Source organism: Sphaerospermopsis torques-reginae ITEP-024 (assembly GCF_019598945.1).
Classification (GTDB): Bacteria; Cyanobacteriota; Cyanobacteriia; order Cyanobacteriales; family Nostocaceae; genus Sphaerospermopsis.
Window position 1 is genome coordinate 2,494,929 of the sequence record NZ_CP080598.1, and the last position, 22,924, is coordinate 2,517,852.

General features: G+C 38.3%; 20 protein-coding genes. 13 read left to right on the top strand and 7 right to left on the bottom strand.

The window, feature by feature from the left end; all coding sequences use genetic code 11:
- The first annotated feature begins 72 nt into the window (after window positions 1–72).
- The 3 genes from K2F26_RS11695 (at window position 73) to trxA (ending at window position 3,336) form a co-directional block, all read left to right on the top strand.
- Window positions 73–2,142 (top strand): prolyl oligopeptidase family serine peptidase, encoded by a 2,070-nt coding sequence (locus tag K2F26_RS11695; RefSeq protein WP_220611614.1) that lies wholly within the window; start codon window positions 73–75, stop codon window positions 2,140–2,142.
- A 198-nt stretch (window positions 2,143–2,340) separates the two neighbouring features.
- Entirely contained in the window at window positions 2,341–2,676 is a 336-nt protein-coding gene (locus tag K2F26_RS11700; RefSeq protein ID WP_220611615.1) for a DUF433 domain-containing protein, read from the top strand.
- A 342-nt stretch (window positions 2,677–3,018) separates the two neighbouring features.
- Window positions 3,019–3,336: a thioredoxin gene (gene trxA, locus K2F26_RS11705; RefSeq protein WP_220611616.1), complete on the top strand. Its 318-nt coding sequence runs from the start codon at window positions 3,019–3,021 to the stop codon at window positions 3,334–3,336.
- A gap of 124 nt (window positions 3,337–3,460) precedes the next feature.
- Here trxA and prmA read toward each other — a convergent pair whose 3' ends face one another.
- Both prmA and serA read right to left on the bottom strand, forming a co-directional pair.
- Window positions 3,461–4,381, bottom strand: coding sequence for a 50S ribosomal protein L11 methyltransferase (gene prmA / locus K2F26_RS11710; protein WP_220611617.1), 921 nt, complete (start codon window positions 4,379–4,381; stop codon window positions 3,461–3,463).
- A 272-nt stretch (window positions 4,382–4,653) separates the two neighbouring features.
- Window positions 4,654–6,234, bottom strand: coding sequence for a phosphoglycerate dehydrogenase (serA, locus tag K2F26_RS11715; RefSeq protein ID WP_220611618.1), 1,581 nt, complete (start codon window positions 6,232–6,234; stop codon window positions 4,654–4,656).
- Window positions 6,235–6,578: 344 nt separating this feature from the next.
- Here serA and K2F26_RS11720 point away from each other — a divergent pair, with 344 nt between their 5' ends.
- A complete protein-coding gene (locus tag K2F26_RS11720; RefSeq protein ID WP_220611619.1) occupies window positions 6,579–7,268 on the top strand; it encodes a Uma2 family endonuclease in 690 nt (229 codons plus the stop codon).
- Between the two features lie 132 nt (window positions 7,269–7,400).
- On the opposite strand, the gene panB is transcribed toward K2F26_RS11720, so the two are convergent.
- On the bottom strand, window positions 7,401–8,174 hold the full coding sequence (gene panB / locus K2F26_RS11725) for a 3-methyl-2-oxobutanoate hydroxymethyltransferase (protein ID WP_220611620.1): 774 nt from the start codon (window positions 8,172–8,174) through the stop codon (window positions 7,401–7,403).
- Window positions 8,175–9,606: 1,432 nt separating this feature from the next.
- Here panB and K2F26_RS11730 point away from each other — a divergent pair.
- From K2F26_RS11730 to K2F26_RS11745, 4 genes are all read left to right on the top strand, one after another.
- A complete protein-coding gene (locus tag K2F26_RS11730) occupies window positions 9,607–11,037 on the top strand; it encodes a form I ribulose bisphosphate carboxylase large subunit (protein WP_096569915.1) in 1,431 nt (476 codons plus the stop codon).
- Window positions 11,038–11,121: 84 nt separating this feature from the next.
- The gene (rcbX, locus tag K2F26_RS11735) at window positions 11,122–11,529 is read left to right on the top strand and encodes a RuBisCO chaperone RbcX (protein ID WP_220611621.1); all 408 of its coding nucleotides are present in this window, start codon (window positions 11,122–11,124) and stop codon (window positions 11,527–11,529) included.
- Window positions 11,530–11,588: 59 nt separating this feature from the next.
- The gene (locus K2F26_RS11740; protein ID WP_220611622.1) at window positions 11,589–11,918 is read left to right on the top strand and encodes a ribulose bisphosphate carboxylase small subunit; all 330 of its coding nucleotides are present in this window, start codon (window positions 11,589–11,591) and stop codon (window positions 11,916–11,918) included.
- Window positions 11,919–12,662: 744 nt separating this feature from the next.
- Window positions 12,663–13,037, top strand: coding sequence for a hypothetical protein (locus K2F26_RS11745; RefSeq protein WP_194052466.1), 375 nt, complete (start codon window positions 12,663–12,665; stop codon window positions 13,035–13,037).
- Between the two features lie 130 nt (window positions 13,038–13,167).
- Here the strand turns inward: K2F26_RS11745 and K2F26_RS11750 are convergent, their stop codons facing one another.
- The 3 genes from K2F26_RS11750 to K2F26_RS11760 form a co-directional block, all read right to left on the bottom strand.
- A complete protein-coding gene (locus tag K2F26_RS11750; RefSeq protein WP_220611623.1) occupies window positions 13,168–15,093 on the bottom strand; it encodes an ABC transporter ATP-binding protein in 1,926 nt (641 codons plus the stop codon).
- Between the two features lie 119 nt (window positions 15,094–15,212).
- Window positions 15,213–15,632 (bottom strand): DUF1824 family protein, encoded by a 420-nt coding sequence (locus K2F26_RS11755; protein ID WP_220611624.1) that lies wholly within the window; start codon window positions 15,630–15,632, stop codon window positions 15,213–15,215.
- A gap of 357 nt (window positions 15,633–15,989) precedes the next feature.
- Window positions 15,990–16,838, bottom strand: a complete 849-nt coding sequence (locus K2F26_RS11760; RefSeq protein ID WP_220611625.1) for a prohibitin family protein — start codon at window positions 16,836–16,838, stop codon at window positions 15,990–15,992.
- Between the two features lie 242 nt (window positions 16,839–17,080).
- Between K2F26_RS11760 and K2F26_RS11765 the strand changes: the two genes are divergently transcribed.
- The 3 genes from K2F26_RS11765 (at window position 17,081) to K2F26_RS11775 (ending at window position 20,256) form a co-directional block, all read left to right on the top strand.
- Complete coding sequence (locus K2F26_RS11765; protein WP_220611626.1) at window positions 17,081–18,889, top strand: ABC transporter ATP-binding protein; 1,809 nt, start codon at window positions 17,081–17,083, stop codon at window positions 18,887–18,889.
- A 142-nt stretch (window positions 18,890–19,031) separates the two neighbouring features.
- Window positions 19,032–19,457: a beta-carboxysome assembly chaperone CcmS gene (ccmS, locus tag K2F26_RS11770; RefSeq protein ID WP_437441050.1), complete on the top strand. Its 426-nt coding sequence runs from the start codon at window positions 19,032–19,034 to the stop codon at window positions 19,455–19,457.
- A gap of 154 nt (window positions 19,458–19,611) precedes the next feature.
- Complete coding sequence (locus K2F26_RS11775; RefSeq protein WP_220611627.1) at window positions 19,612–20,256, top strand: hypothetical protein; 645 nt, start codon at window positions 19,612–19,614, stop codon at window positions 20,254–20,256.
- Window positions 20,257–20,375: 119 nt separating this feature from the next.
- On the opposite strand, the gene K2F26_RS11780 is transcribed toward K2F26_RS11775, so the two are convergent.
- The gene (locus K2F26_RS11780; RefSeq protein ID WP_220611628.1) at window positions 20,376–21,260 is read right to left on the bottom strand and encodes an alpha/beta fold hydrolase; all 885 of its coding nucleotides are present in this window, start codon (window positions 21,258–21,260) and stop codon (window positions 20,376–20,378) included.
- A 127-nt stretch (window positions 21,261–21,387) separates the two neighbouring features.
- Between K2F26_RS11780 and K2F26_RS11785 the strand changes: the two genes are divergently transcribed.
- Entirely contained in the window at window positions 21,388–21,699 is a 312-nt protein-coding gene (locus K2F26_RS11785; RefSeq protein WP_220611629.1) for a carbon dioxide-concentrating mechanism protein CcmK, read from the top strand.
- Window positions 21,700–21,758: 59 nt separating this feature from the next.
- A complete protein-coding gene (locus K2F26_RS11790) occupies window positions 21,759–22,109 on the top strand; it encodes a carbon dioxide-concentrating mechanism protein CcmK (protein ID WP_220611630.1) in 351 nt (116 codons plus the stop codon).
- Window positions 22,110–22,924 lie beyond the last annotated feature (815 nt).

A 22,924-nucleotide genomic window follows, 5' to 3' on the forward strand; every position in this document is an offset into this window, starting at 1 on the left:
ATCACCAATTCCCAATTCCCAATTCCCTGTTTCTTTCCTCAACAAAAAAACTTTCAAAATCAACTCTTAATTATGTCAAAATCTCAATCACCTCTTACCTATCCCACCATCAGTAAAAGCAGCCAAACAGATAATTATCACGGTACTATAGTTGCCGATCCTTACCGTTCCTTAGAAGACCCAGATGCAGAAATCACAACAGCTTGGGTGACAGCACAAAACAAAGTTACTTTTAGCTATTTAAACGAAATTCCAGCAAGAGAAACAATTAAACAACGTCTCACAAAATTGTGGGATTATGAAAAATATGGTATTCCCTTCAAAGAAGGTGAAAACTACTTTTATTTCAAAAATGATGGACTACAAAATCAAAGTGTTCTCTATACTCTCCCTAGTTTAGATGCAGAACCGAGAGTATTACTAGACCCTAATAAACTTTCTGAAGATGGAACAGTTGCCCTTTCTGGAATTGCTATTAGTGAAAATGGTAAACTTTTAGCTTACGGTTTATCTAGCTCTGGTTCAGATTGGCAAGAATGGAAAGTTAGAGATATTGCTACAGGTGAAGATTTACCAGATCATCTACAATGGATTAAATTTTCCAGTGCATCTTGGACACATGATCATCAAGGTTTTTTCTATAGTCGTTATGATCAACCTAATGAAAAAACTAAATTAGAAGATGTTAATTATTATCAAAAACTTTATTACCATAAACTTGGTACATCTCAATCAGAAGACATTTTAATTTATCATCGTCTTGATCAAAAAGAATGGGGTTTTAGTGGTGATGTAACAGAAGATGGCAAATATTTGATAATTTCTGTTTGGTTGGGAACTGATTCCAGAAAGTTGGTTTTTTACAAAGATTTGACTAAACCAAATTCTGAAGTAGTTGAATTAATCAATCAATTTGAGGCAAATTACAGCTTTATTGATCATGATGATGCTGTATTTTATTTTCGCACTGATTTAAACGCCCCTAGAGGTCGAGTTATTGCCATTGATACGAAAAATCCAGCTTCAGAAAATTGGAAAGAAATTATTACCCAATCCACAGAAAAATTAGATGATGTGGGCATTTTAAATAATCAATTTGTGGCTGATTATCTGCAAGATGCCTATAGCAAAATTAAAATCTTTGACTTACAAGGTAATTTTATCAGAGAAGTAGAATTACGGGGAATTGGTTCTGTTGGTGGTTTTAGTGGTAAACGGAAAGATGCGGAAACTTTTTATAGTTTTACCAGCTTTACCACACCAGGAACTATCTACCGCTATGATATGAAAACAGGTAAAAGTGAAATTTTCCGCCAGCCAAAGGTAGATTGTAATCCTGATGAGTATGAGATTAAACAGGTATTTTATCAAAGTAAAGACGGTACACAAATACCGATGTTTATTACCCATAAAAAGGGTATAGAATTAGATGGAAATAACCCCACTTATCTCTATGGATATGGTGGTTTTAATGTTTCACTAACACCTAATTTTTCTGTTAGTTTGTTGGTATGGATGGAAATGGGGGGAGTTTATGCAGTACCTAATTTGCGCGGTGGTGGTGAATATGGAGAAGAATGGCATCAAGCAGGAATGAAAGAGAAAAAACAAAATGTTTTTGATGATTTTATTGCTGCTGCGGAATGGTTAATTAGTAATAATTACACCCAACCCCAAAAATTAGCTATTGGTGGTGGTAGTAATGGCGGTTTGTTGGTGGGTGCTTGTATGACGCAACGCCCAGAATTATTTGCTGCTGCTTTACCCGCAGTTGGTGTGATGGATATGTTGCGTTTCCATCAATTTACCATTGGTTGGGCTTGGGTTGCTGAATATGGTTCTTCGGAAAATGCGGAGGAGTTTCAAACTTTATATGCTTATTCTCCGTTGCATAATTTAAAGCCTGGTACTGCTTATCCTGCTACTTTAATTACTACCGCAGATCATGATGATCGGGTTGTTCCTGCCCATAGTTTTAAGTTTGCGGCAACTTTGCAGGAATGTCATGTTGGGGATGTGCCGGTATTGATTAGAATTGAGACGAAAGCGGGACATGGTGCGGGTAAACCGACGGCGAAAATTATTGAGGAAGCGGCGGATAAGTGGGGGTTTTTGGTGAGGGTTTTGGGGTTTGAGGTTTAGGTTTTGGGTGGGGTGTTCCCACCTGACTAAGAAATTCAAAAATTTGGGGATGACAGATAGCTAAAACTATTCCCTATTCCCTATTCCCTGCCTCAACGGAAAAACTTTCTCAGCAAACCCTAATTATAACTCAACATCACCCAAAATATTCTAAAATAAAATTAAGATACAGTAACAACAATTGAGATGTAACTAACTATGCAGCTTGAAGACTACTTTAATTTTCTAGCTCCCGATGATATTAGACTCAAGGGTACAAGAGTGGGAATTGAAACCATTTTATTTGACTATCTTTTCCATGCAAAAAGTCCAGAAGAGATTGCTAAAACCTATACATCACTAACATTAGAACAGGTTTATGCGACAATTCTTTACTATTTGCATAATCAACAATCAGTAGATGAATATATAAAAGATTGGTTAGAATGGGGTGATAAAATGAGAGAAGAACAACGTCGCAATCCTAACCCTGTTGTGGAAAAATTACGTAAGTTAAAAGCTGAAAAAATGTTGTTGCAAAATCATGGTGCTTAATTATCTCATTGATGAAAATGTTAATCCAATTTATACCATTCAATTACGCCGTTTAAACCCTGATTTATTTATCCTAGCAGTGGGAGATTTGATAACATAGTTTTCCTTCGTGGTCCATTCTTCCGTAACTTCTGCGTAAGTCCTGGTTATTTAAGAATTGATTTTATTACCACAAAAAAATAAAAATGTTGGATTTTAGAAACAATACTTAATAATTTTCTCTCTAACATCAACCAATATCAAGAAACCGCAAAATTTCTCAAGAAAAAATAAAATTCCACCGATTCTAATTTCTAAGAACTACCATTAAAAAACAAAGAATAAAAATAGGTGTGTGCCATCATGACAACTAAAAAGCAGTTTAACAGCTTTGAAGAAATGCTCTCTGGTTCAGATGTACCAGTGTTAGTAGACTTTTACGCTGAATGGTGTGGTCCCTGTCAGATGATGGGTCCAATTTTAGAACAAGTTAATGTGCAATTGAAAGACCGTTTACGAATCGTTAAAATTGACACCGAAAAATACACTCAATTAGCTAGTCAATATCAAATTGCTGCTTTACCAACCTTGGTATTATTTAAGAATGGTCAACCAGTAGATAGAATTGAAGGTGTACTGCAAGCACCCCAATTAATTCAACATCTGCAAACACTGGTTTAATTTGGTGATTGGTAATTGGTAATTGGTAATTGGGGAAGAAGGGAACAGGGAACAGAAGGCAAAAGGCAAGAGTTTATTCTTCCCAGTCACCAGTCACCAATACCCAGTCACCAGTCACCAGTTTTTAAGAACGTCTTGCATTTAAGCAACACCATTCTTTGCGTTTCCACAGGGTAGCCACAACCCAACCATTTTGTTCTAAAACATCAGCAACAGCTTTAGATTGTTCTAATAAAATACCACTAAAAATACCCCAGGTACTAGGTTTAGTAATAGCAGCCATTTCGGGAATTAACTCAATAATTACATCAGCCAAAATATTACAAACAATACCATCAACTGGTTGATCAATTATTTTTGTCAAAACGTCTACACTACCCCAGGCTGGAATCAAGCGTTCTGAATTAATATCATTAAGGGTGCGATTGCTCAAAGTTGATTTTACCGCCAAGGGATCATTATCAACTGCATAAACTTTTTTTGCTCCCAGGAGTATAGCACCTACAGAAAGGATACCCGAACCGCAGCCAATATCAGCAATTACTAGGGAATCTTTTTTATGCTCTGTAGCCATGAAAGAATCAGGAACTTCACTGAGGCGCATTTCTAGAGATTCTAGACAAAGTTGAGTTGTGGCGTGATTACCCGTACCAAAAGCTACACCAGGATCAAGACGAATCACCAATCGTTCTGCTGATGCAGGTAATGGTAGCCATGCGGGGTTGATCAAGAAGCGATCGCCAATATCTTGAGGTTGCCAATACTGCTTCCAACTGCTGGACCAGTCTTCCTCATCAATCAAATTCCAGTGTAACAGCGGAGAAGGCAAACCGATACATAAAGCATCTTGACGCAACCATAAAGATAACGCCGATAAATCTAATAATTGTGCTTGAAAGCTAGGCAAATAAGCTTTTAACAGCGATGAATTTCCTTTACTTTCAACGGCAGTACCACGACAGCCAAAAGTTTCCAGTCGCCAAAAGATAGAATCTTCCAGGTCTGGTTCACATAAAATTTTCAGTTCCCACCAAGTGTTTGCCATAAAATTTTAGATTTTAGATTTTAGATTTTAGATTAATCATGGGAACTATTCACAGGGAATCAAGAGGCTAGAGGCTAGAGGCTAGAGGCAAATTTCTTCTGACTCCTGACTCCTGTACGGGCGAAGCATTCGGGCGACCAATTATCAATTTTATGAAAAGGTTATTTTCCTGTAAGGGCGAAGCATTCGGGCGATAAATTATCAATTTTATGAAAAGGTTATTTTCCGAATGCTTCGCCCCTACTTCGCCCCTACGACTCCTGACTCCTTGATTAAAGTGTTACTGTATAAGCATCCCGAATCCCAGATACTTGTTTAATTTCCTCCAAGATGCCATCTGGTAATGGATCATCAATACTCAAAGCCATTACCGCATCACCACGGACAATTTTCCGTCCTACCTGCATACTGGCAATGTTAACGTTAAAACTTCCCAGTAAAGAACCGAGTTTACCGATAATTCCTGGCATATCCCGGTGTAAGGTGAACAGCATATATTTGCTAGGTGGCACATTAATGGGGAAACCATCCACATCAGTTAAGTGAATTTCCTTATCACCTAACAAAGCACCTGTAACAGAATGAGTACCCAAAGTACCAGTAGCTTCCAAATGTAGCGAACCTGCATAGTCTCTTGCTGAAGCATCCCTGGTTTCAATTACCCGAATACCTCTTTCTTTAGCTTCTATGCTGGCATTGACATAATTTACTCGTTCCCGCAATGCCTGGTAAAGTAGACCTTTGAGCGCCGCTACTACTAAAGGCTGACTCTTATTAGTAGCCAGATCCCCTTGTAGTTTAACATTCAGTGTTTCCACCCTGCCACCTGCCAGTTGTCCAACCAAGTTACCCAAGGTTTCCGCCAACTGCATATAAGGTTTGAGTTCTTCCAGGATATCGGGTCCGAGTCCAGGAATATTTACCGCAGAACGGGCTGGTAGTCCTAACAACACATCGCGGATTTGTTCTGCCACGTCTATGGCTACGTTTACTTGGGCTTCGGCGGTAGATGCACCTAAATGGGGTGTGAGAATTATATCTTTACCCAGCGATCGCAACTCAGATTCTCCCAAAGGTTCAGAGTCGAATACATCTAAAGCTGCACCTGCAATTTTACCTTCTTTAATCGCCGCTGCCAATGCTGCCTCATCAATAATTCCCCCCCTAGCACAGTTAATAATTCTGGTGGTGGGTTTCATCTTCGCCAAAGTTTTAGCATTGATTAAATTGGCAGTTTCTGGAGTTTTGGGAATGTGTAAAGTGATATAGTCTGCTTGTTGGAATAATAAATCTAAATCTACCAACTGACAACCAATTTGTTCTGCCCGTTCTGTAGAAATAAAGGGATCATAAGCTAATAACTTCATCCCCATTGCTTTAGCTACATGAGCAACATGAGAACCAATTTTCCCTAACCCCACAATACCCAGGGTTTTCTTATAGACTTCCGCACCAACAAAAGTTTTTCTGTCCCATTCTCCCCTTTTTACAGAAGCATTAGCATCGGGGATATGACGAGATAAAGATAACATCATTGCTAATGCGTGTTCTGCTGCGGCAATGGTATTTCCTTCTGGGGAATTAACAACTACAATACCTTTGCGAGTAGCAGCAGGAACATCCACATTATCCACACCCACACCAGCACGGCCAATAATTTTTAATTGAGTACTGGCTTCAATAATTTCTTGAGTGACGCGAGTACCTGAACGAATCATCAGCGCGTCATACTCACCAATAATTTCTATCAGTTCTGCTGGTTTTAAATTTGTTTTGACATCAACCGTAGCAACTTGGGAAAGAATGTCAATACCAGCTTGGTCAATGGGATCAGAAACAAGAACCTTAGACATGATTACTTCATTTACAATTATAGGTTTTCCGCAAGCATTTAGCTATTAGCGGTCAGCAGTCAAGTTTTTAACAGTTACGTCCAAAATCATATATTTGATAATCTACTGTTTGATAAAACATTCTGACTCCGGTTGGTGAGCGAAGTCGAACCACTGACTCCTGACTGCTTACGAATTTGCTGTACAAGATTTTTAAGTTTAGTCCTTATCCGCAACAATTCAGCAAAAATTATGGGTTTTTATAAAAAACTAGCAGCCTTACGTACTCTATAGTAATGGAATTACTCAGATGTACTTAAATGACAAATTTCATATAATAGTTGTGAGTGTTGGGGAAAGTAGTGATGTTAAATTTAAACCTGCCCAGGTACTTACCCTCTGCTGAAGAACTACCCGACTCGGATGAAACGCCTGTGGATAACGAACTGCAAGAATTAATACCGGGATTGCTGAAATCGACACTGCTCATACTTTGGGCAGAACGCATGGACTGGTTTTTTGGGGTAGATATGGGGATTTATTATCACCCAGATGAACTACCCATAGTGCCAGATGGCTTTTTGAGTTTGGGTGTAGAACGTTGTTATGATGAAGAACTACGCCCTAGTTATGTATTGTGGGATGAAAACGTTGTCCCGATTTTGGTGCTGGAAGTAGTTTCCCCAAATTACCGTAAAGAGTATACCATTAAACTGGATGAATATGCCGCCTTGGGTGTGCTTTACTATGTGATTTATTCTTCCCGTCGTCGTCGCAAACCTCGTTTAGAAGTTCACAAGCTAGTGAAAGGTAGGTATGAATTACTGGAAGGAAACCCCGTTTGGCTACCAAAAATTGAGTTAGGTATTGGTTGTGAACGCGGAAATTACGGTGGGGTAATCCGGGAATGGCTTTATTGGTATGATCAAGACGGCAAGCGGTATCTTACCCCAGAGGAACAGATTAAGGAAGCACAAAAACGCGCTCAATTGGCAGAAGAGCGATCGCAACAACTAGCAGCAAAATTACACTCCTTGGGTGTAGATGTTGAGTAGGTGATTGGTGACTGGTGACTGGTGACTGGTGACAGTGAAGAAAGCAGGGGAAGTGGGGCAAGTAGGGGAAGTAGGGGGAGCCGGGGAGGTTAATAACTCAATGCCCAATTCCCAATGCCCAATGCCCAATAACTAATTAGGAAATTGACCACCGCGCACTTCTAGGGCATAACTTTGTACAGCGTTGGTAATTTGTTCTCGTAAGTTTGTATAAACTTTAGCAAATGGTGGCTGTTTTTCTGAAAGTCCAAGAATGTCAGAAGTCACCAACACCTGCCCATCACAATCAACACCCGCACCGATGCCGATGGTAGGAATACGTACTTTTTGAGTAATTTCTAATGCTAAATTTGCGGGGATATGTTCTAATACTATCGAGAATACACCAGCTTGTTCAAGAGCGATCGCCTCATTTAAAATGCGCTCTCCTGCGGTCTGAGTTTTACCCTGTTGTCGCAAACCGAGTTGATGTACTGATTGCGGTGTTAAACCCACATGACCCATGACAGGAATACCAGCTTGTACCAACCGGGCTACAGTTTCAACCATTGCCGGATAGCCACCTTCTAATTTTACCGCCTGTGCGCCAGTTTCTTTCAGTATTCTGCCAGCAGAGTGCATCGCTTGGGAAACACTTTCTTGATAAGTTAAGAATGGTAAATCTACCACCACCAAAGCCCGTTTTACAGCACGACGCACAGCTTTAGCATGGTGGATCATTTCTTCTAACGTAACTGGCAGAGTGGTTTCATATCCCAGCATAACTGCCAGAGAATCACCCACCAAGATTAAATCTACACCAGTTGCATCTAACATTTGGGCGATCGCATAATCCCAAGCAGTCAAAGCGACAATTGCCCGTCCTTGCTGTTTCCATTGTATTAATTGCTGGGTAGTAATTGGCATAATCAGAAGTTCAGGAGTTCAAGGAGTTCATTCAGGAGGCAGGAGGCAGGGGGCAGGAGGTAGCTCACAGGGGTAGGTTTTTAATATTATCTGTTGAGGCAGGACCTGGAAGACAAGGAGGGAAAGTAGACAAGGAAGATTTTATACAAAAAATGGTCTGTTTAGCCTCAGTTTTTGTTACCAATTGTACATTCTTGTTACGTATTTCCTCCCTTGTCACCTTGTCTGCCTTGTCCTCCAAGTCTTGCCCTCACGACAATGTAAAATACCTACCCTTGTGAGGGTTAACCCAGTCCCCAGTCCCCAGTCACCAGTCACCAGTTCCCAATCACCAATCACCAATCACCACTCCCTACTTCACACTCCGCCCAAAACCAAAATGAGGCCGTGCTTTTTCCATTGTTGATCTCAAAGCGAAAATACGTTTTCCTAAACCAAATATTCCTGAAAAAAGCTATAATATTCAAGATATTATAAAAATCGTTGAATGGATATTGTCTGATGGAAACTTGCCCACAGATGAGGAAATTCTGAAAGAAACACGGTCTGAATTAGGATTTAAACGTTCAGGCAAAAAAATAGATGATATTATTAGGGACGCAATTAAGATAGTAAATAATAAACTGTAATTTATTGTATATCTTAATTGTTTGTTAAAACATCACAAATATGAACCCCAAGATCATCAAATAACTGAGTACAGTTAAATGCTTTCAATATAAAAGTTGAATATTATACTCAATAAATACATTGTATCTGTTTGTCAGCAGTGCAGTTTAGATGACTTGTAATACACTGATATGTACACAGTTGTAAAGCAATCTTAACAAAAAGTTAAAATTTTCCTTATATAAGAAATTCAAATATAAAAGTTAAAAACTTTCAAAGAATAACTTATCCAAATCTTGATATATTGTGAGACAAGTTACAAATTGCGTCGTGTGCAATTTTTTATCCTGCGCTCACCCTTGAGCTAAACCACAGTTAACAAAGTTTCCTCCATATCTTTTTCTCATGTCAGGGCAAGATATCAGGAAAGGAAAAACGGGAATAAAAGCTACATAGCCTAAAAACCCGCATTGTTCCGATTTTGAGGGGATAACTTCCAAGAATGCCTGTAAAGTTCCGAAGTTTCCCTAAAACTAATCAGGTTTAGTAGGGTTAGCATAAGAGATAGAAAATACTTTGTGTGCGGGTAAAAGAAAATTAAAAGCGTGTCACAGTACGCCTACATATAAAAGAGGATGTCCGGTAAATTACCACCGCCGCCAGCTTTTTGTAGCACTAATAACGCTATAACCGCCCACGTCCGTCTTTTTTATATAAGTTTTTCTTATAACTCTCATGAGAAAACAAGAAAGAAAAAGGGCGATAAGAAGTTGCACATAACGTGATTTGATAGTAATAAAGAGTGACTTCTTGGAAGGAAAATATGTCTTACGCGCAAACTTCGACTCAGAGCAAATCTGGGTATCAAGCTGGGGTTAAAGATTACAGACTTACTTATTACACACCTGATTACACACCTAAAGATACAGACCTTTTAGCAGCATTTCGGATGACCCCCCAACCCGGAGTTCCTCCTGAAGAAGCTGGTGCGGCTGTAGCGGCTGAGTCCTCCACTGGTACTTGGACAACAGTATGGACAGACTTGTTAACCGACCTAGATCGTTACAAAGGTCGTTGTTATGATATCGAACCAGTTCCTGGTGAAGATAACCAATATATTGCTTACGTAGCTTATCCTTTAGACTTATTTGAAGAAGGTTCTGTAACCAATATGTTGACCTCTATTGTAGGTAACGTATTTGGTTTCAAAGCTTTACGTGCATTGCGTTTGGAAGACTTACGCATTCCCGTAGCTTACCTGAAGACATTCCAAGGACCTCCACACGGTATTCAAGTTGAGCGCGACAAATTGAACAAGTATGGTCGTCCTTTGTTGGGTTGTACAATTAAGCCCAAATTAGGTCTATCTGCTAAGAACTACGGACGTGCAGTATACGAATGTTTGCGTGGTGGTTTGGACTTCACCAAAGACGACGAAAACATCAACTCTGCTCCTTTCCAAAGATGGCGCGATCGCTTCTTGTTTGTAGCAGAAGCTATCAAAAAAGCACAAGCAGAAACCGGCGAAATCAAAGGTCACTACTTAAACGTAACCGCGCCTACCTGCGAAGAAATGTTGAAGCGTGCTGAGTTCGCTAAAGAGCTCGAAATGCCCATCATCATGCACGACTACCTGACCGCAGGTTTCACCGCTAACACAACCTTGGCTCGTTGGTGTCGTGATAACGGTCTGTTGTTGCACATCCACCGCGCGATGCACGCTGTAATTGACCGTCAAAAGAACCACGGTATCCACTTCCGTGTATTGGCTAAAACCTTACGTATGTCCGGTGGTGACCACATCCACACTGGTACTGTTGTGGGTAAATTGGAAGGTGAACGCGGTATCACAATGGGCTTCGTTGACTTGCTACGTGAAAACTATGTTGAGCAAGACAAGTCTCGCGGTATCTACTTTACCCAAGATTGGGCTTCCATGCCTGGTGTAATGGCAGTTGCTTCCGGTGGTATCCACGTATGGCATATGCCCGCATTGGTAGAAATCTTTGGTGATGACTCCGTACTACAATTTGGTGGTGGTACATTAGGACACCCCTGGGGTAACGCTCCTGGTGCAACCGCTAACCGCGTAGCACTAGAAGCTTGTATCCAAGCTCGTAACGAAGGACGCAACTTGGCTCGTGAAGGTAACGACATTATCCGCGAAGCTGCTAAGTGGTCTCCTGAGTTGGCCGTTGCTTGCGAACTGTGGAAAGAAATCAAGTTCGAGTTTGAAGCAATGGATACCGTCTGATGATTTAGGATTTGCGATTTTGGACTATTAGAGCAATTTAAAATCCAAAATCCAAAATCTAAAATCTATGGGGCTGGGTCAAGCATGAATCTCAAGCAAATTGCAAAAGACACAGCCAAAACTCTCCAAAGTTATCTGACTTATCAGGCACTTATGACTGTTTTGGCGCAGCTAGGCGAAACTAATCCTCCTCTAGCACATTGGTTGCAAAACTTTTCTGCCAGGAAAATTCAAGACGGAGAAGCGTACATAGAGGAACTGTTTTTAGTAAAGTCAGATTTGGCTTTGCGGATAATGACTGTCCGGGAACACATAGCGGAGGAAGTAACCGATTTCTTACCGGAAATGGTGCGTACTGGCATTCAGGAAGCCAATATGAAACAGCGTCGCCAGCATCTCGAACGCATCACGCAACTAGATTTATCAAGTCCCACCCCAAAAACAGAACAGCAGAAAATCTCAGATCCTGATTTAGATAATTTATCTGATTAGGATAGGCGTAAGTGCCAAAAACCAAATAGTAAAAAATAGCCACTTAACTAACAACAGCTATGCAAACTTTACCAAAAGAGCGTCGTTACGAAACCCTTTCCTATCTTCCTCCTCTGTCTGACGCGCAAATTGAAAAGCAAGTTCAGTACATTTTAAGTCAAGGTTATATCCCAGCAGTTGAGTTTAACGAAACTTCTGAACCTACCGAACTTTTCTGGACAATGTGGAAGTTACCTTTGTTTGGTGCTAAAACCACCCGTGAAGTATTGAGCGAAGTTCAAGCTTGTCGCGGTCTATATAGCAACTGTTACATCCGTGTTGTAGGTTTTGACAACATCAAACAGTGCCAAGTTTTAAGCTTCATTGTTCACAAACCCAGCAGATACTAAAATCTGATTCGGTTTAATGTTTCAATAATTTATACATACCCTGGGGAGAGGTAGAGTTTTCTATCTCTCTTTTTTTGTATCGCTCACACAGTTGTGAACACAGATGCAATGATCAGTTGTATTAAAAGTTCCTGTTGACTTTTACCAACTTTAATGGTAAATTGTCAATTAATTTTGGGTAAGTAAAGTACACACCCAAAATTTTTGAATAATTGATTTTTTAGAAATTAATCAAGACTAAAAATTTACTATTTTAGTCAGTGGCAATGATCACATCATGCGAATTTGCTTGCTAAGTACAAATTTTTCTGCTAAATTTTATTGAGAGATTTATTGTATATTTGTATATACAGCAGTTTTCGGTATTCTGAGGTGCAGATGTTAATGATAAAACCCTTGTGGAACAGGCATCCTGCCTGTTAACCTTGTACCTCATTTACCTCGAAACTGCTGTATTTATGTAAATTTTCTGAAAAAACTTAAAAACTCAACGGGTTCTCAAACCTTTTCTGCATCTAGATTTGCCAATATTAACAAAACTTCATAAAGTTTTGTAGTTCAATTTATAAAGAAAATATGTGGAAAATTAGATGAGAGCAAATATCAACTATATAAACATTCATAAGGGAGTGAACGGTTGTCAGATAGGAATATCTCAAAATTTGACGTAATTTAAGATTCTGATTATTAAGAATAATAGAGATTACGTCAGTATCTTGTTCTTTTCAAAAAGGACGAAATTATATGACTAAATCACATCTTTCCCCAGATGATTTGCCTACCTATAAAACTACGCAAATCAGCGAATTATTAATGAGTCAACTGGAAGAAGTTACTAAAAAACGCTTTTTCCTAGCGTGTGAAAATACTGTACGCATTGTCTTATCTAGTTGTCATTGGTATTTTAAAGTTAATGGTGGTATTTTAATGTTAATTATGGTTTGTCATGATATCGAAAGCTACCAAAATATCATGATTAATGTTCCCTATTTAGCAGATAAGTTAAAGCGTTTTGCTAATAAAGCCAAAATTAGTATTAGTTCACCAGTCAATAATGGTATTCCTTGGGTAATAAGTGTAGATCAACCTTGGCCTGGAGAGGATCTCAATAATTCTTAAATAGGTGACTGGGGACTGGGTATACAATTTTGGATTTTGGATTTTGGATTTTGGATTGTATTTCATGAATCCAATCTAAAATCTAAAATCTAAAATCTAAAATCTAAAATTCTGCTGACTCCTGACTCCTCTAAACATCCATTTCCGCTAACTCTAACCAGCGTTCTGTGGCCACATCTATAGCTTGCTTGAGTGTTTCTACCTGTTCATATAACTTTTGTACTTGGCTATAATTTCCCGGCGGCACATTTGCTAACGCTTTTTCTGTCTCTGCTTTTTCTGTTTCTAATTGGGCAATTTTACCTTCTAACTGCTCAAATTCTCGTTTTTCCCAGTTAGACAAACGCCGACGTTTTTTAGTTTCTGTTTCTGGAGTTGGTGTTTTTTCCTCGGTGGTATTTTTCGCCTTTTCTTTACTATTAACTGCTTCCTGTTGTGCAGTTTCTTCGGCTTTTTTGTAATCTAAATAAACTGAATAATTCCCTGGATACTGTCGTAAATTCCCACCTTCTTCTAGTGCAAAAATAGTATCTACAGTGCGATCTAAAAAATACCGATCATGGGAAACTACAATTACACAGCCAGCAAAATCTTCTAAATATTCTTCCAAAACTGCTAACGTTTGCACATCCAAATCATTAGTCGGTTCATCTAAAATTAAAACATTGGGCGCGCTAATCAGCAATCGTAACAGAAATAAACGCCGTTTTTCTCCCCCAGAAAGTTTGTAAATGGGTGCATATTGCTGATTTCCAGGAAATAAAAACCTCTCTAACATTTGGGAAGCAGTAATTTTTGTGCCGTCAGCAATTTTGATAAATTCTCCTTCTTCCTTAACGTAATCAATTACGCGCTGATCTTCATTTACTGCTGATAGTAATTCTTCAGAATGTTGATCAAAATAAGCAATATGTATTGTACTACCAATTTCTACAGTACCGCTATCTGGGGGAATGCGTCCGGTGATAATATTCATTAAAGTTGATTTACCAGCACCGTTACCACCAATAATCCCGATTCTATCTTCGGGACTAAATTCATAAGTAAAATCATTAATTAAGGTTCTATCATTGTAAGCTTTAGTAATGTTATTGAGTTCAATAACTTTTTTACCAATACGTCTGCTAACTGTAGAAATATCAACCTTACCCTGAGCTTGTTTAAACTCAGTTTCGCGCATTGCTTGAATACGTTGAATCCGGGCTTTTTGTTTGGTACTTCTGGCTTTTGGTCCTCTCTTTAACCATTCTAATTCTCGTCGTAATACACCTTGATGTTTACGTTGACTACTGACAGCAGATTCTTCTGTTAAAGCTTTCTTTTCTAAATAATAGGAATAATTACCGGAATAGGTGTAAATATCACCTCTATCAATTTCGATAATTCTATTAGTAACTTTATCCAAAAAATAGCGGTCGTGAGTAATGAGAAATAATGCACCACGAAAGCGATTTAAATAACTTTGTAACCATTCCACAGATAAAGCATCCAGATGGTTTGTAGGTTCATCCATCAATAATACATCTGGTTCAGCTAACAAAGCTGTTGCTAGTGCTATCCGCTTTCTATAACCTCCTGATAATGTGCCAACTTTCACATCAAAGTCAGCAATTCCTAATTTTGTGAGAATGATTTTAGCATTTGTTTCTAATTCCCATGCACCAGTAATGTCCATTTGGTGCATAACATGAGATAAGCGAGACATTAATCCAGAATCTTCTGGATAATGAGCTAATTTATCCGTTAGTTCTTCATATTCCCGGACTAAATTTGTATGCTCACCACTATCAGCAAATATCTGTTCTAAAACTGTGTGATTTTCATCTAAGTCTGGTTGTTGAGGTAAGTAAATAATTTTAGCACCAGAGTTAGTTAAAATTTGTCCGCCATCAATTGATTCTAGTCCGGCTATCATTTTTAATAAAGTTGATTTGCCAGAACCGTTAGTACCAATTAAACCAACTTTATCAGTAGCATCAATGCTAAATGTGGCATCTTTTAATATTTCTTTGATACCAAAATCTTTTTTAACTGATTGTAATGTAATAAGGGTCATAAAATTTGGTAATTGGTAATTGGTAATTGGTAATTAGTGATTGGTAATTGGTAATTGGTAATGGGTAATTGGTTACTATTACCCCTCTTCCCTGTCACCTGTCACCTGTCACCTGTCACCTATCCAACAAATAAATCAAGGGGTAAATGTCCATACATTTCATTTATTCCACCTTCATAATAGGATTGACAAGAAACTAATACACCGCGATGATGTCCGGCGTAGGAATCTAAATAACACAGTCCATTTTTACCGTTTAATTTGATATAAACTGGACCTTCTGGATGAGGTAAATTATCTGGTGCTTGATAACCGAAAGCGTGAGAATAGGTTTTCATGGCTAAAATTCCCTCTTCCGCTGTATCGGCACAAATGCCTAAAATTTGATAGTCAGACTGCTTAATAAGCAAAATTATTGCTTCACGGGTTAAGGCTTTTTCTAATGGTTTGAGGACGGGTGCTATATCTAAGCAGTTAAATTTGTTGAGGATTTTTTTAGCTTCAGAAATGGTGAGGTTGGTGCGATTAGAAGTTGACATATAGCAATTGGATGTGTGAATTTACTTGGCTAGACAGGAAAAAGGTAAAAGGTAATAGAATTATAGAAGATTAAGGTATATTTCGTGAATTGAAAAATCAAATCTTCATCCTCTATATTTTATAGATGTAAGTAAGCATTCAGCAGTCAGTAATCAGTAATCAGCTTTTGTTTCTAGTGAGGCTGAGTTAATAAAAATGATGCTCCAGTTTTGTTAAATTACACCAGTGTTAATGATATCAATTTACAGCCTCTTATTAATGCTTTTCTTCTTTTTTACTCACTCCTGACTCCTGACTCAAGAGGGCAACCACAGGGGGTTGCCCCTACGACTGATTCCTTGTATTTTTGATACAAATCAAGATTGATTTGAGATTTTACCCAAGTTAAAAATAAAGGGAATACTACCTTGGGAATTTTCACCCATAACAAGCACATTTGGCATTTGTGCGCCTCCTGTTTTCCAAGCTTCAATTGCTTCTTTTTGTAAAACCAATTGCCCTCCTTGAGCTTTGAGAGTTTCTGCTAACAGTCTTTGAGCTTCGGCTTTACCTTTAGCGCGGTTAATTTCGGCTTGGGCTTCTTGTTCGGCTTCTCTTGCTATATAGACGGCTCTTTGCGCTCGCTGTTCCGCAATTTGTTTTTCCTCAACTGCTCGCGCAAATTCTGGAGAAAAGGTTAAGTCAACTACGCTCGTATCTAATACGATTATCCCATATTTATCTAAGCGATCGCCTAATGCTGTATCAAAATCTTCTTTTAATTCACTTCTTTTGGTAATTGCTTCTTCTACTGTACGTTTTGCTGCTGCTATTTTAAATGCTTCCTGGGTTTGGGGCGCAATAATTTTAGAAACTATATTTTCTAGTGTACCTTGTTTTCTTCTTACTTCCACTACTTGCATCGGATCAAGACGAAAATTAATGGCAAATCTCGCAGTTAAATTTTGCAAATCTTTGGTAGAACTTTCTGCGGGAACTTCAAATTTCTGCACCGTTAAATCATACACATCTATCACTGAGATAAATGGTGGTTTAAGGTGAATACCTTCTGTTAAAGCTCCGTCTCTAGCTTTTCCCAAGATGCTGATCACTCCCGCTTGTCCAGGATTAATAATTACAAAGGAATTTAACCCCAAAATTACTAATATTGCTGCTATTATTCCTATAATTGAAGTTTGTAAATTTCCAAGTTGTTGATTTTTCAAGGTTATATCTCCTTTTATATCTGATTTTTGAGTAAAATAACACAAATTAAGTTAATTAAAACTAATATTTGCCCACTATTTAGATTTTTAATGTCAATCTGCCTGAAAATAACCGACCAATAACTATTTTTAATTAGGTTTCTGAAAATACACTGCTAGTAATATAATTCTACTCTTGCTCAGGAAGCAGGATTTATTACCTGATTTATGGTAATATTGGCTGCACGCGATTTTAAAAGGCTGTGGCTACAGGAATCAAATCTTACAAAGCATCAAGAAGGCGTAGGCATTCTGTACATCCTCTGCAACGTCTGTTTGACTATGGACATAAATATCAACGACAAATTTGGTTAGCTACTGGTGCTTCTGTCCTCAATAAAGTTTTTGACTTAGCACCACCGGCTTTAATTGGTATTGCGGTGGATGTGGTTGTCAAACAACAAGATTCTATCATTGCTGGGTTAGGTATTAAAAATATTTCTGGCCAGTTTGCTATTTTATCTTTTCTCACGGTCGTTACTTGGATCTTAGAGTCATTTTTTGAGTATCGCTATAAGTTACTTTGGCGCAACTTGGGGCAGAATATTCAGCATAATTTACGTCTAGATGCTTATAAACACCTACAAGAATTAGAATTAGCTTATTTTGAAGAACGCAGTACGGGTGGTTTAATGTCTATCCTCAATGATGATGTTAACCAACTAGAACGTTTTTTGGATGTGGGCGCAAATGATATTATCCAAGTGATTACAACTATTGTAATTATTAGCAGCACATTTTTTATTTTAGCGCCTGGTGTGGCATGGATGGCAATTTTACCTATGCCCTTTATTCTAGCGGGTTCGATAGCTTTTCAGAAATTACTTGCTCCCCGCTATGCTAATGTACGGGAAAAGGTAGGTTTACTTAATGGCAGATTATCTAATAATCTGAGTGGGATTACTACTATCAAAAGTTTTACATCCGAAGATTATGAAGCAGCACGGATAGAATCGGAAAGTAATGCTTATCGGGTTAGTAATGCCCAAGCAATTGCTTTTTCTGCGGCTTATATTCCCATTATTAGAATGTTTATTTTAGCAGCATTCACAATATTATTAATTTTCGGGGGAATGCAAGTCATAGCAGGTAATCTAGCCGTTGGTGCTTATAGTTCTTTAGTGTTTTTAGTGCAATTGTTATTGTGGCCTTTAACCAGGTTAGGAGATACTTTTGATTTATATCAAAGGGCAATGGCTTCTACTAATCGAGTCATGGATTTGTTAGATACTACCATTGAAATTCATACAGGAAATATTAATTTACCTGTGGAATTGGTGCGGGGTGCAGTAGAATTTAAAAATGTGACTTTTGCTTATAAAGATAGACCACCAGTCATTAAAAATTTATCTTTAGAAATTCCAGCAGGAAATACCATTGCTGTTGTGGGTTCAACAGGTTCAGGAAAAAGCACATTAGTTAAACTTTTGCTGAGATTTTATGAAGCCCAACATGGTAAAATTACTCTTGATGGTGTGAATTTACAAAGTTTAAATTTACGAGATTTACGCCGTTGTATTGGTTTGGTTAGTCAGGATGTGTTTCTGTTTCATGGTACTGTAGCGGAAAATATTGCTTATGGCACATTTGACGCTTCCCAGGATGATATTATCATGGCGGCGAAAGTAGCAGAAGCCGATGATTTTATTATGCGTTTGCCCCAAGGTTATGAGACAATTGTGGGAGAAAGGGGGCAAAAGTTATCTGGTGGACAGAAACAACGAATAGCTATAGCTCGTGCAGTTTTGAAAAATCCACCCATTTTGATCTTGGATGAAGCAACATCAGCAGTGGATAATGAAACAGAAGCGGCTATTCAGCGTTCTTTAGAAAGGATAACAGTAAATCGGACAACAATTGCGATCGCTCACCGTCTCTCTACCATCCGCAACGCTGATTGTATTTATGTCATGGAACATGGACAATTAGTAGAATCAGGAACTCATCAACAACTGTTAGAGAAAGATGGCGTTTACACCAATCTCTGGCGTGTACAATCCGGGTTAAGATAGGTGACAGTTGACAGGTGACAGGTGACAGTGAATAAGCAGGGGAGCAGGGAGCAGGGAGCAGGGGGAGGTTAATTTACCAATTACCCATTATGAATTATGAATTACCAATCACCAATTACCAATTACCCATTACCAATCAATTATGTTTAGCAGTGCAAAACCAGAAACAGGGGATACTAAATGGCGGAGACAATTAGATAAATTTGTCAAAGAAAATCAGCAAGAATTAGCTGCTTTATTTTGGGGATTGTGGTTAGAAAATGGCGATATTCAAGGAACTATTGGTATTGATCTAAAACCCCAGCCGCATTTTGTTTATTGTCCTAAAGAAGCGGTAGAAAAATTAAATGAGCGAGTGGAAAACCGACTACAGGAACTTCTAGGAATTATTGATAATAATAAACCGGAAACAGAAGTTTTGATGATTGGGATCGGTAAAGGAGAAATTAAATTAATTCAATTTGCTCCCGAACCAACTCCACAAAAGTGTTTTGAACAAGTTGGTAAAGATGTGGATAGTTTATTAGACGTATTGGAACAAAAGATGTGTGAACAGTTAGTAATTTAAGATAACGTAAGTATTCAGCGTTTTCTTAACTTACACAAGTTTCAATAAAAGCAAATTACAGCCTAAATTTGATATTCTTCAGCTACTTGCTGACTCCTGACTCCTGACTCCTGACTCCTGAATAAATAATACAATAATCAAATAGGAGAAAATAATGCCTAGAAAACGTCTGACTGAATTATTACAAGAAGAAGCTCAAAAATTTACCCCATCTCCCGATGAAACTGCGATTGAAGTTACAGCAGAAAAAGTATTAGAAACAGAAGAAACAGCAGAAACCCAAGAAACCGAAATTGCTATATCTGAAGTCACCACGGTTAAAACACCCTTGGAAACTACCACTAAACGCGCAAATCCTACTAAAGCAGAATTAGAAATTACCATCAAGAACTTACAGGAATCTTTGGAAAAATACCAAAATCAAGAAACTACGCTAAAACAAGAAATCACTGAATTAAAAACCGCATTATCTGAACATAAATCTTTATCAGAAAAATTAGGTAAAGAACTTTATGAAACTAAAAAAACAGCATTAAAATTAGCTGAATCTAATTCTCAACTCATAGAAGAAAATAATGAACTCAAAAAACAAGCGGTGAAAGAACCTGTGAAAGAACCTGTAAAAGAAACAGTAAAAGAACCTGTAAAAGAAATCGTCAAACAACCTAGAAAAGAAAATGGTAAATCTTTAGCTGTTAATCCCAGAAAATCCTACAAACCACCGGAAATTGTTGTAGAAAAATCTAAACCAGATACAAAGAAAGATGATTTTGCTAATAATACTTGGTTGTATGATTAGAATTTAAGCTCCACATCCTACCGCCGTTAGCAAGGATTCAGAATACTTTACCCCAAAGAAAATATTTTTAGCTGCTTCTAATTCTTTCTCCTGACTCCTGACTCCTGACTCCTGACTCCTTACCTAAATTCTAAAATATGTTGTGCTGTAATTTCTGCTTTTTCCAAGTGGGGAATATGACCACAATCTTTAATCCAGATTAACTGACTTTGGGGAATAGCTTTTTTAAATTTGGGAGCATCCTTAGTTCCTAAAATTCTATCATTGTCACCCCATAAAATTAGGGTTGACTGTTGAATTTTTGCCAATTGCGGAAATTTAAAAGCACTGTAACCACCGCTTTTAGTAAAGGCAATTAAAGCTTGACTCCAATTAGGCATTTTTAAGTGTAAATCCCCACAACATAAAGCATCAGCATTGATTAAATCTGGGTTTTTATAAGCACTGCGACAAATGCGATCGCGCACTTTAGGATTCCGTAAAAACTCCGCCGCTAAATTATATAACTGGGGAATCATTAATTTACTTAATGCTGAACCACCTTTTAACCCAGCACTATCAATTAATATCAGTTTTTGCACCACTTCTGGGTAAGTGAGGGTAAAATCTATCGCCGCAGCACCACCCATAGAAGCACCAACCAAAATCACAGGTTGGTTAATCAGGGTTTTCCAGAAATAATAGAGATGAGTTTTAATAGCTAAGGGACTATAAGCAATATCCGGTTGTCTGTCTGTAAAACCAAAACCCAGTAAATCTACTGCCCAAGTTTCATTTTCTTCAGCCAGCAGGGGTAAAAGTCGGCGATACTCTAAAATCGAACTATCAAAACCATGAACCAATAAAATCGGAGTACCGCCACTACCTTGATGTACGTAAGTAGTGGTAATAGCTTCAGGACTTAAAGGGGTAGCAATGTCTTGACTTTGGATGCTTTGAGCCAAGGCAATAGAAGCTGATTCTGTCAGCTTGTCAACAGCAGCGGGTAAAAAACTTGGAAACATAAACATCAGTTTACATCATCTTCACCACCGACTACTGACAAAAATAAAATTTCCCCAAATGAAAAAATGGGGACAAAAGCCTCGTACAATAAATATCACTTATTCTGGATTTCTGGAGAGTTAAGCCATGCCAATGGCAGTTGGCGTAATCGAAACTTTAGGTTTTCCCGCCGTATTAGCAGCAGCAGACGCAATGGTTAAATCTGCCGCTGTCACAATCGTATATTATGGTATCGCAGAAAGCGGACGCTTGTTAGTCGCCGTTAGGGGACAGGTGGCCGAAGTTAAAACAGCAGTTGCAGCGGGAATAGCTTCTGGAGAAGAAGTTTTTGGTGGACAAGTGATCACACATTATATAGTTCCCAATCCCCCGGAAAATGTGGAAACGATTTTACCCATCCACTTCACTTCCAAATCTGAACCTTTTCGCATCTTCTAGGCAAGTTTGCTATCAAAATAACTTGTAGCAGATAATTTTATTCATAAAGGAGATTAATAATGTCACTACAGGCCGTTGGATCATTAGAAACAAAGGGTTTTCCCGCAGTCCTAGCAGCAGCAGACGCGATGGTAAAAGCTGGACGAGTTACCTTAGTAGGTTATATCCGAGTAGGTAGCGCCCGGTTTACAGTGAATATTCGCGGTGATGTTTCTGAAGTTAAAACCGCTATGGCCGCTGGTGTGGAAGCAGCAGAAAACGTCTATGGTGGTACTTTAGAATCTTGGGTGATCATTCCCCGTCCCCATGAAAACGTGGAAGCTGTTCTACCCATCGCTTACACAGATGAAGTTCAGCAGTATCGAGACTCTGTAGAAAATCCCATTGTCAGATCATCCAGCGGTAGATAAATACAGGGAAAAGGTGACAGGTGACAGGTGACAGGTGACAGGAAGAAAAAGATTCTCCCCCAATCCTACACCCTACACCCCACACCCGATAATTGACTACGGACTAATAGCTATGTATTCAAAAGCAATAAATTTTTAGTTCTCTTACTGCCATAGCCAGAAAGAATTACTTAAACTCGGTGATCTCAGTCACAATACCCTTATAGGCTATTTATAGTAATATTCTGAATACTGAATTGAGTAGGAGTTCTGCCCTGTTCTGCCCTTTTACCAAAGTAGCTCCTGACTTTTGTAAAGAAATGATATTTGGATACAAAAATCTAAAGCTTTGATTAATTTTACTCAATAGTTTGCCTGGGGAGAAATAATTGTAATTGTGAGCATATCCAAATAATCTTTGTTTTTATGAAAGATGTGTAAACAGCAAAACTACTTTACTTTTCTGACTTGACTTTTCTTATTGTCTAATAAATATCAAGACTTGTAAAGAAGTGAACGCAAAAATAACTAAAGAAAGCTGAAACTTAGACAGGTTAATTTTCGTCAGAGACTCATAATTAATCTTTTTTACCTTTGGAAGTAAGCATTCAGCCGTTAGCCGTCAGTCGTCAGCAAAAGTAACAAAGAACACAAATATCAGCCTGTGAATTTCTCTGCTCAAAGCCTGGTAATCTAGTAAAATTATGATTTTATTAACAACCAGTCTATTTACATCTGAAAGCTGATTACTGATTACTGATAGCTGAATACTTACCTTTGGACTAACAAAGTGAAATACCTAAACTAAAAATTCAGCTTTCTGATCAAAAATCAAT

Excerpts from the sequence above, each read along its gene's own strand:
- K2F26_RS11740 (WP_220611622.1), top strand. The coding sequence starts at position 11,589 with ATGCAAACTTTACCAAAAGAGCGTCGTTACGAAACCCTTTCCTATCTT.
- K2F26_RS11695 (WP_220611614.1), top strand. The coding sequence starts at position 73 with ATGTCAAAATCTCAATCACCTCTTACCTATCCCACCATCAGTAAAAGC.
- K2F26_RS11720 (WP_220611619.1), top strand. The coding sequence starts at position 6,579 with ATGTTAAATTTAAACCTGCCCAGGTACTTACCCTCTGCTGAAGAACTA.
- K2F26_RS11700 (WP_220611615.1), top strand. The coding sequence starts at position 2,341 with ATGCAGCTTGAAGACTACTTTAATTTTCTAGCTCCCGATGATATTAGA.
- ccmS (WP_437441050.1), top strand. The coding sequence starts at position 19,032 with ATGTTTAGCAGTGCAAAACCAGAAACAGGGGATACTAAATGGCGGAGA.
- K2F26_RS11775 (WP_220611627.1), top strand. The coding sequence starts at position 19,612 with ATGCCTAGAAAACGTCTGACTGAATTATTACAAGAAGAAGCTCAAAAA.
- rcbX (WP_220611621.1), top strand. The coding sequence starts at position 11,122 with ATGAATCTCAAGCAAATTGCAAAAGACACAGCCAAAACTCTCCAAAGT.
- trxA (WP_220611616.1), top strand. The coding sequence starts at position 3,019 with ATGACAACTAAAAAGCAGTTTAACAGCTTTGAAGAAATGCTCTCTGGT.
- prmA (WP_220611617.1), bottom strand. The coding sequence starts at position 4,381 with ATGGCAAACACTTGGTGGGAACTGAAAATTTTATGTGAACCAGACCTG.
- K2F26_RS11785 (WP_220611629.1), top strand. The coding sequence starts at position 21,388 with ATGCCAATGGCAGTTGGCGTAATCGAAACTTTAGGTTTTCCCGCCGTA.
- serA (WP_220611618.1), bottom strand. The coding sequence starts at position 6,234 with ATGTCTAAGGTTCTTGTTTCTGATCCCATTGACCAAGCTGGTATTGAC.
- K2F26_RS11755 (WP_220611624.1), bottom strand. The coding sequence starts at position 15,632 with ATGTCAACTTCTAATCGCACCAACCTCACCATTTCTGAAGCTAAAAAA.
- K2F26_RS11780 (WP_220611628.1), bottom strand. The coding sequence starts at position 21,260 with ATGTTTCCAAGTTTTTTACCCGCTGCTGTTGACAAGCTGACAGAATCA.
- K2F26_RS11730 (WP_096569915.1), top strand. The coding sequence starts at position 9,607 with ATGTCTTACGCGCAAACTTCGACTCAGAGCAAATCTGGGTATCAAGCT.
- K2F26_RS11790 (WP_220611630.1), top strand. The coding sequence starts at position 21,759 with ATGTCACTACAGGCCGTTGGATCATTAGAAACAAAGGGTTTTCCCGCA.
- K2F26_RS11745 (WP_194052466.1), top strand. The coding sequence starts at position 12,663 with ATGACTAAATCACATCTTTCCCCAGATGATTTGCCTACCTATAAAACT.
- K2F26_RS11750 (WP_220611623.1), bottom strand. The coding sequence starts at position 15,093 with ATGACCCTTATTACATTACAATCAGTTAAAAAAGATTTTGGTATCAAA.
- panB (WP_220611620.1), bottom strand. The coding sequence starts at position 8,174 with ATGCCAATTACTACCCAGCAATTAATACAATGGAAACAGCAAGGACGG.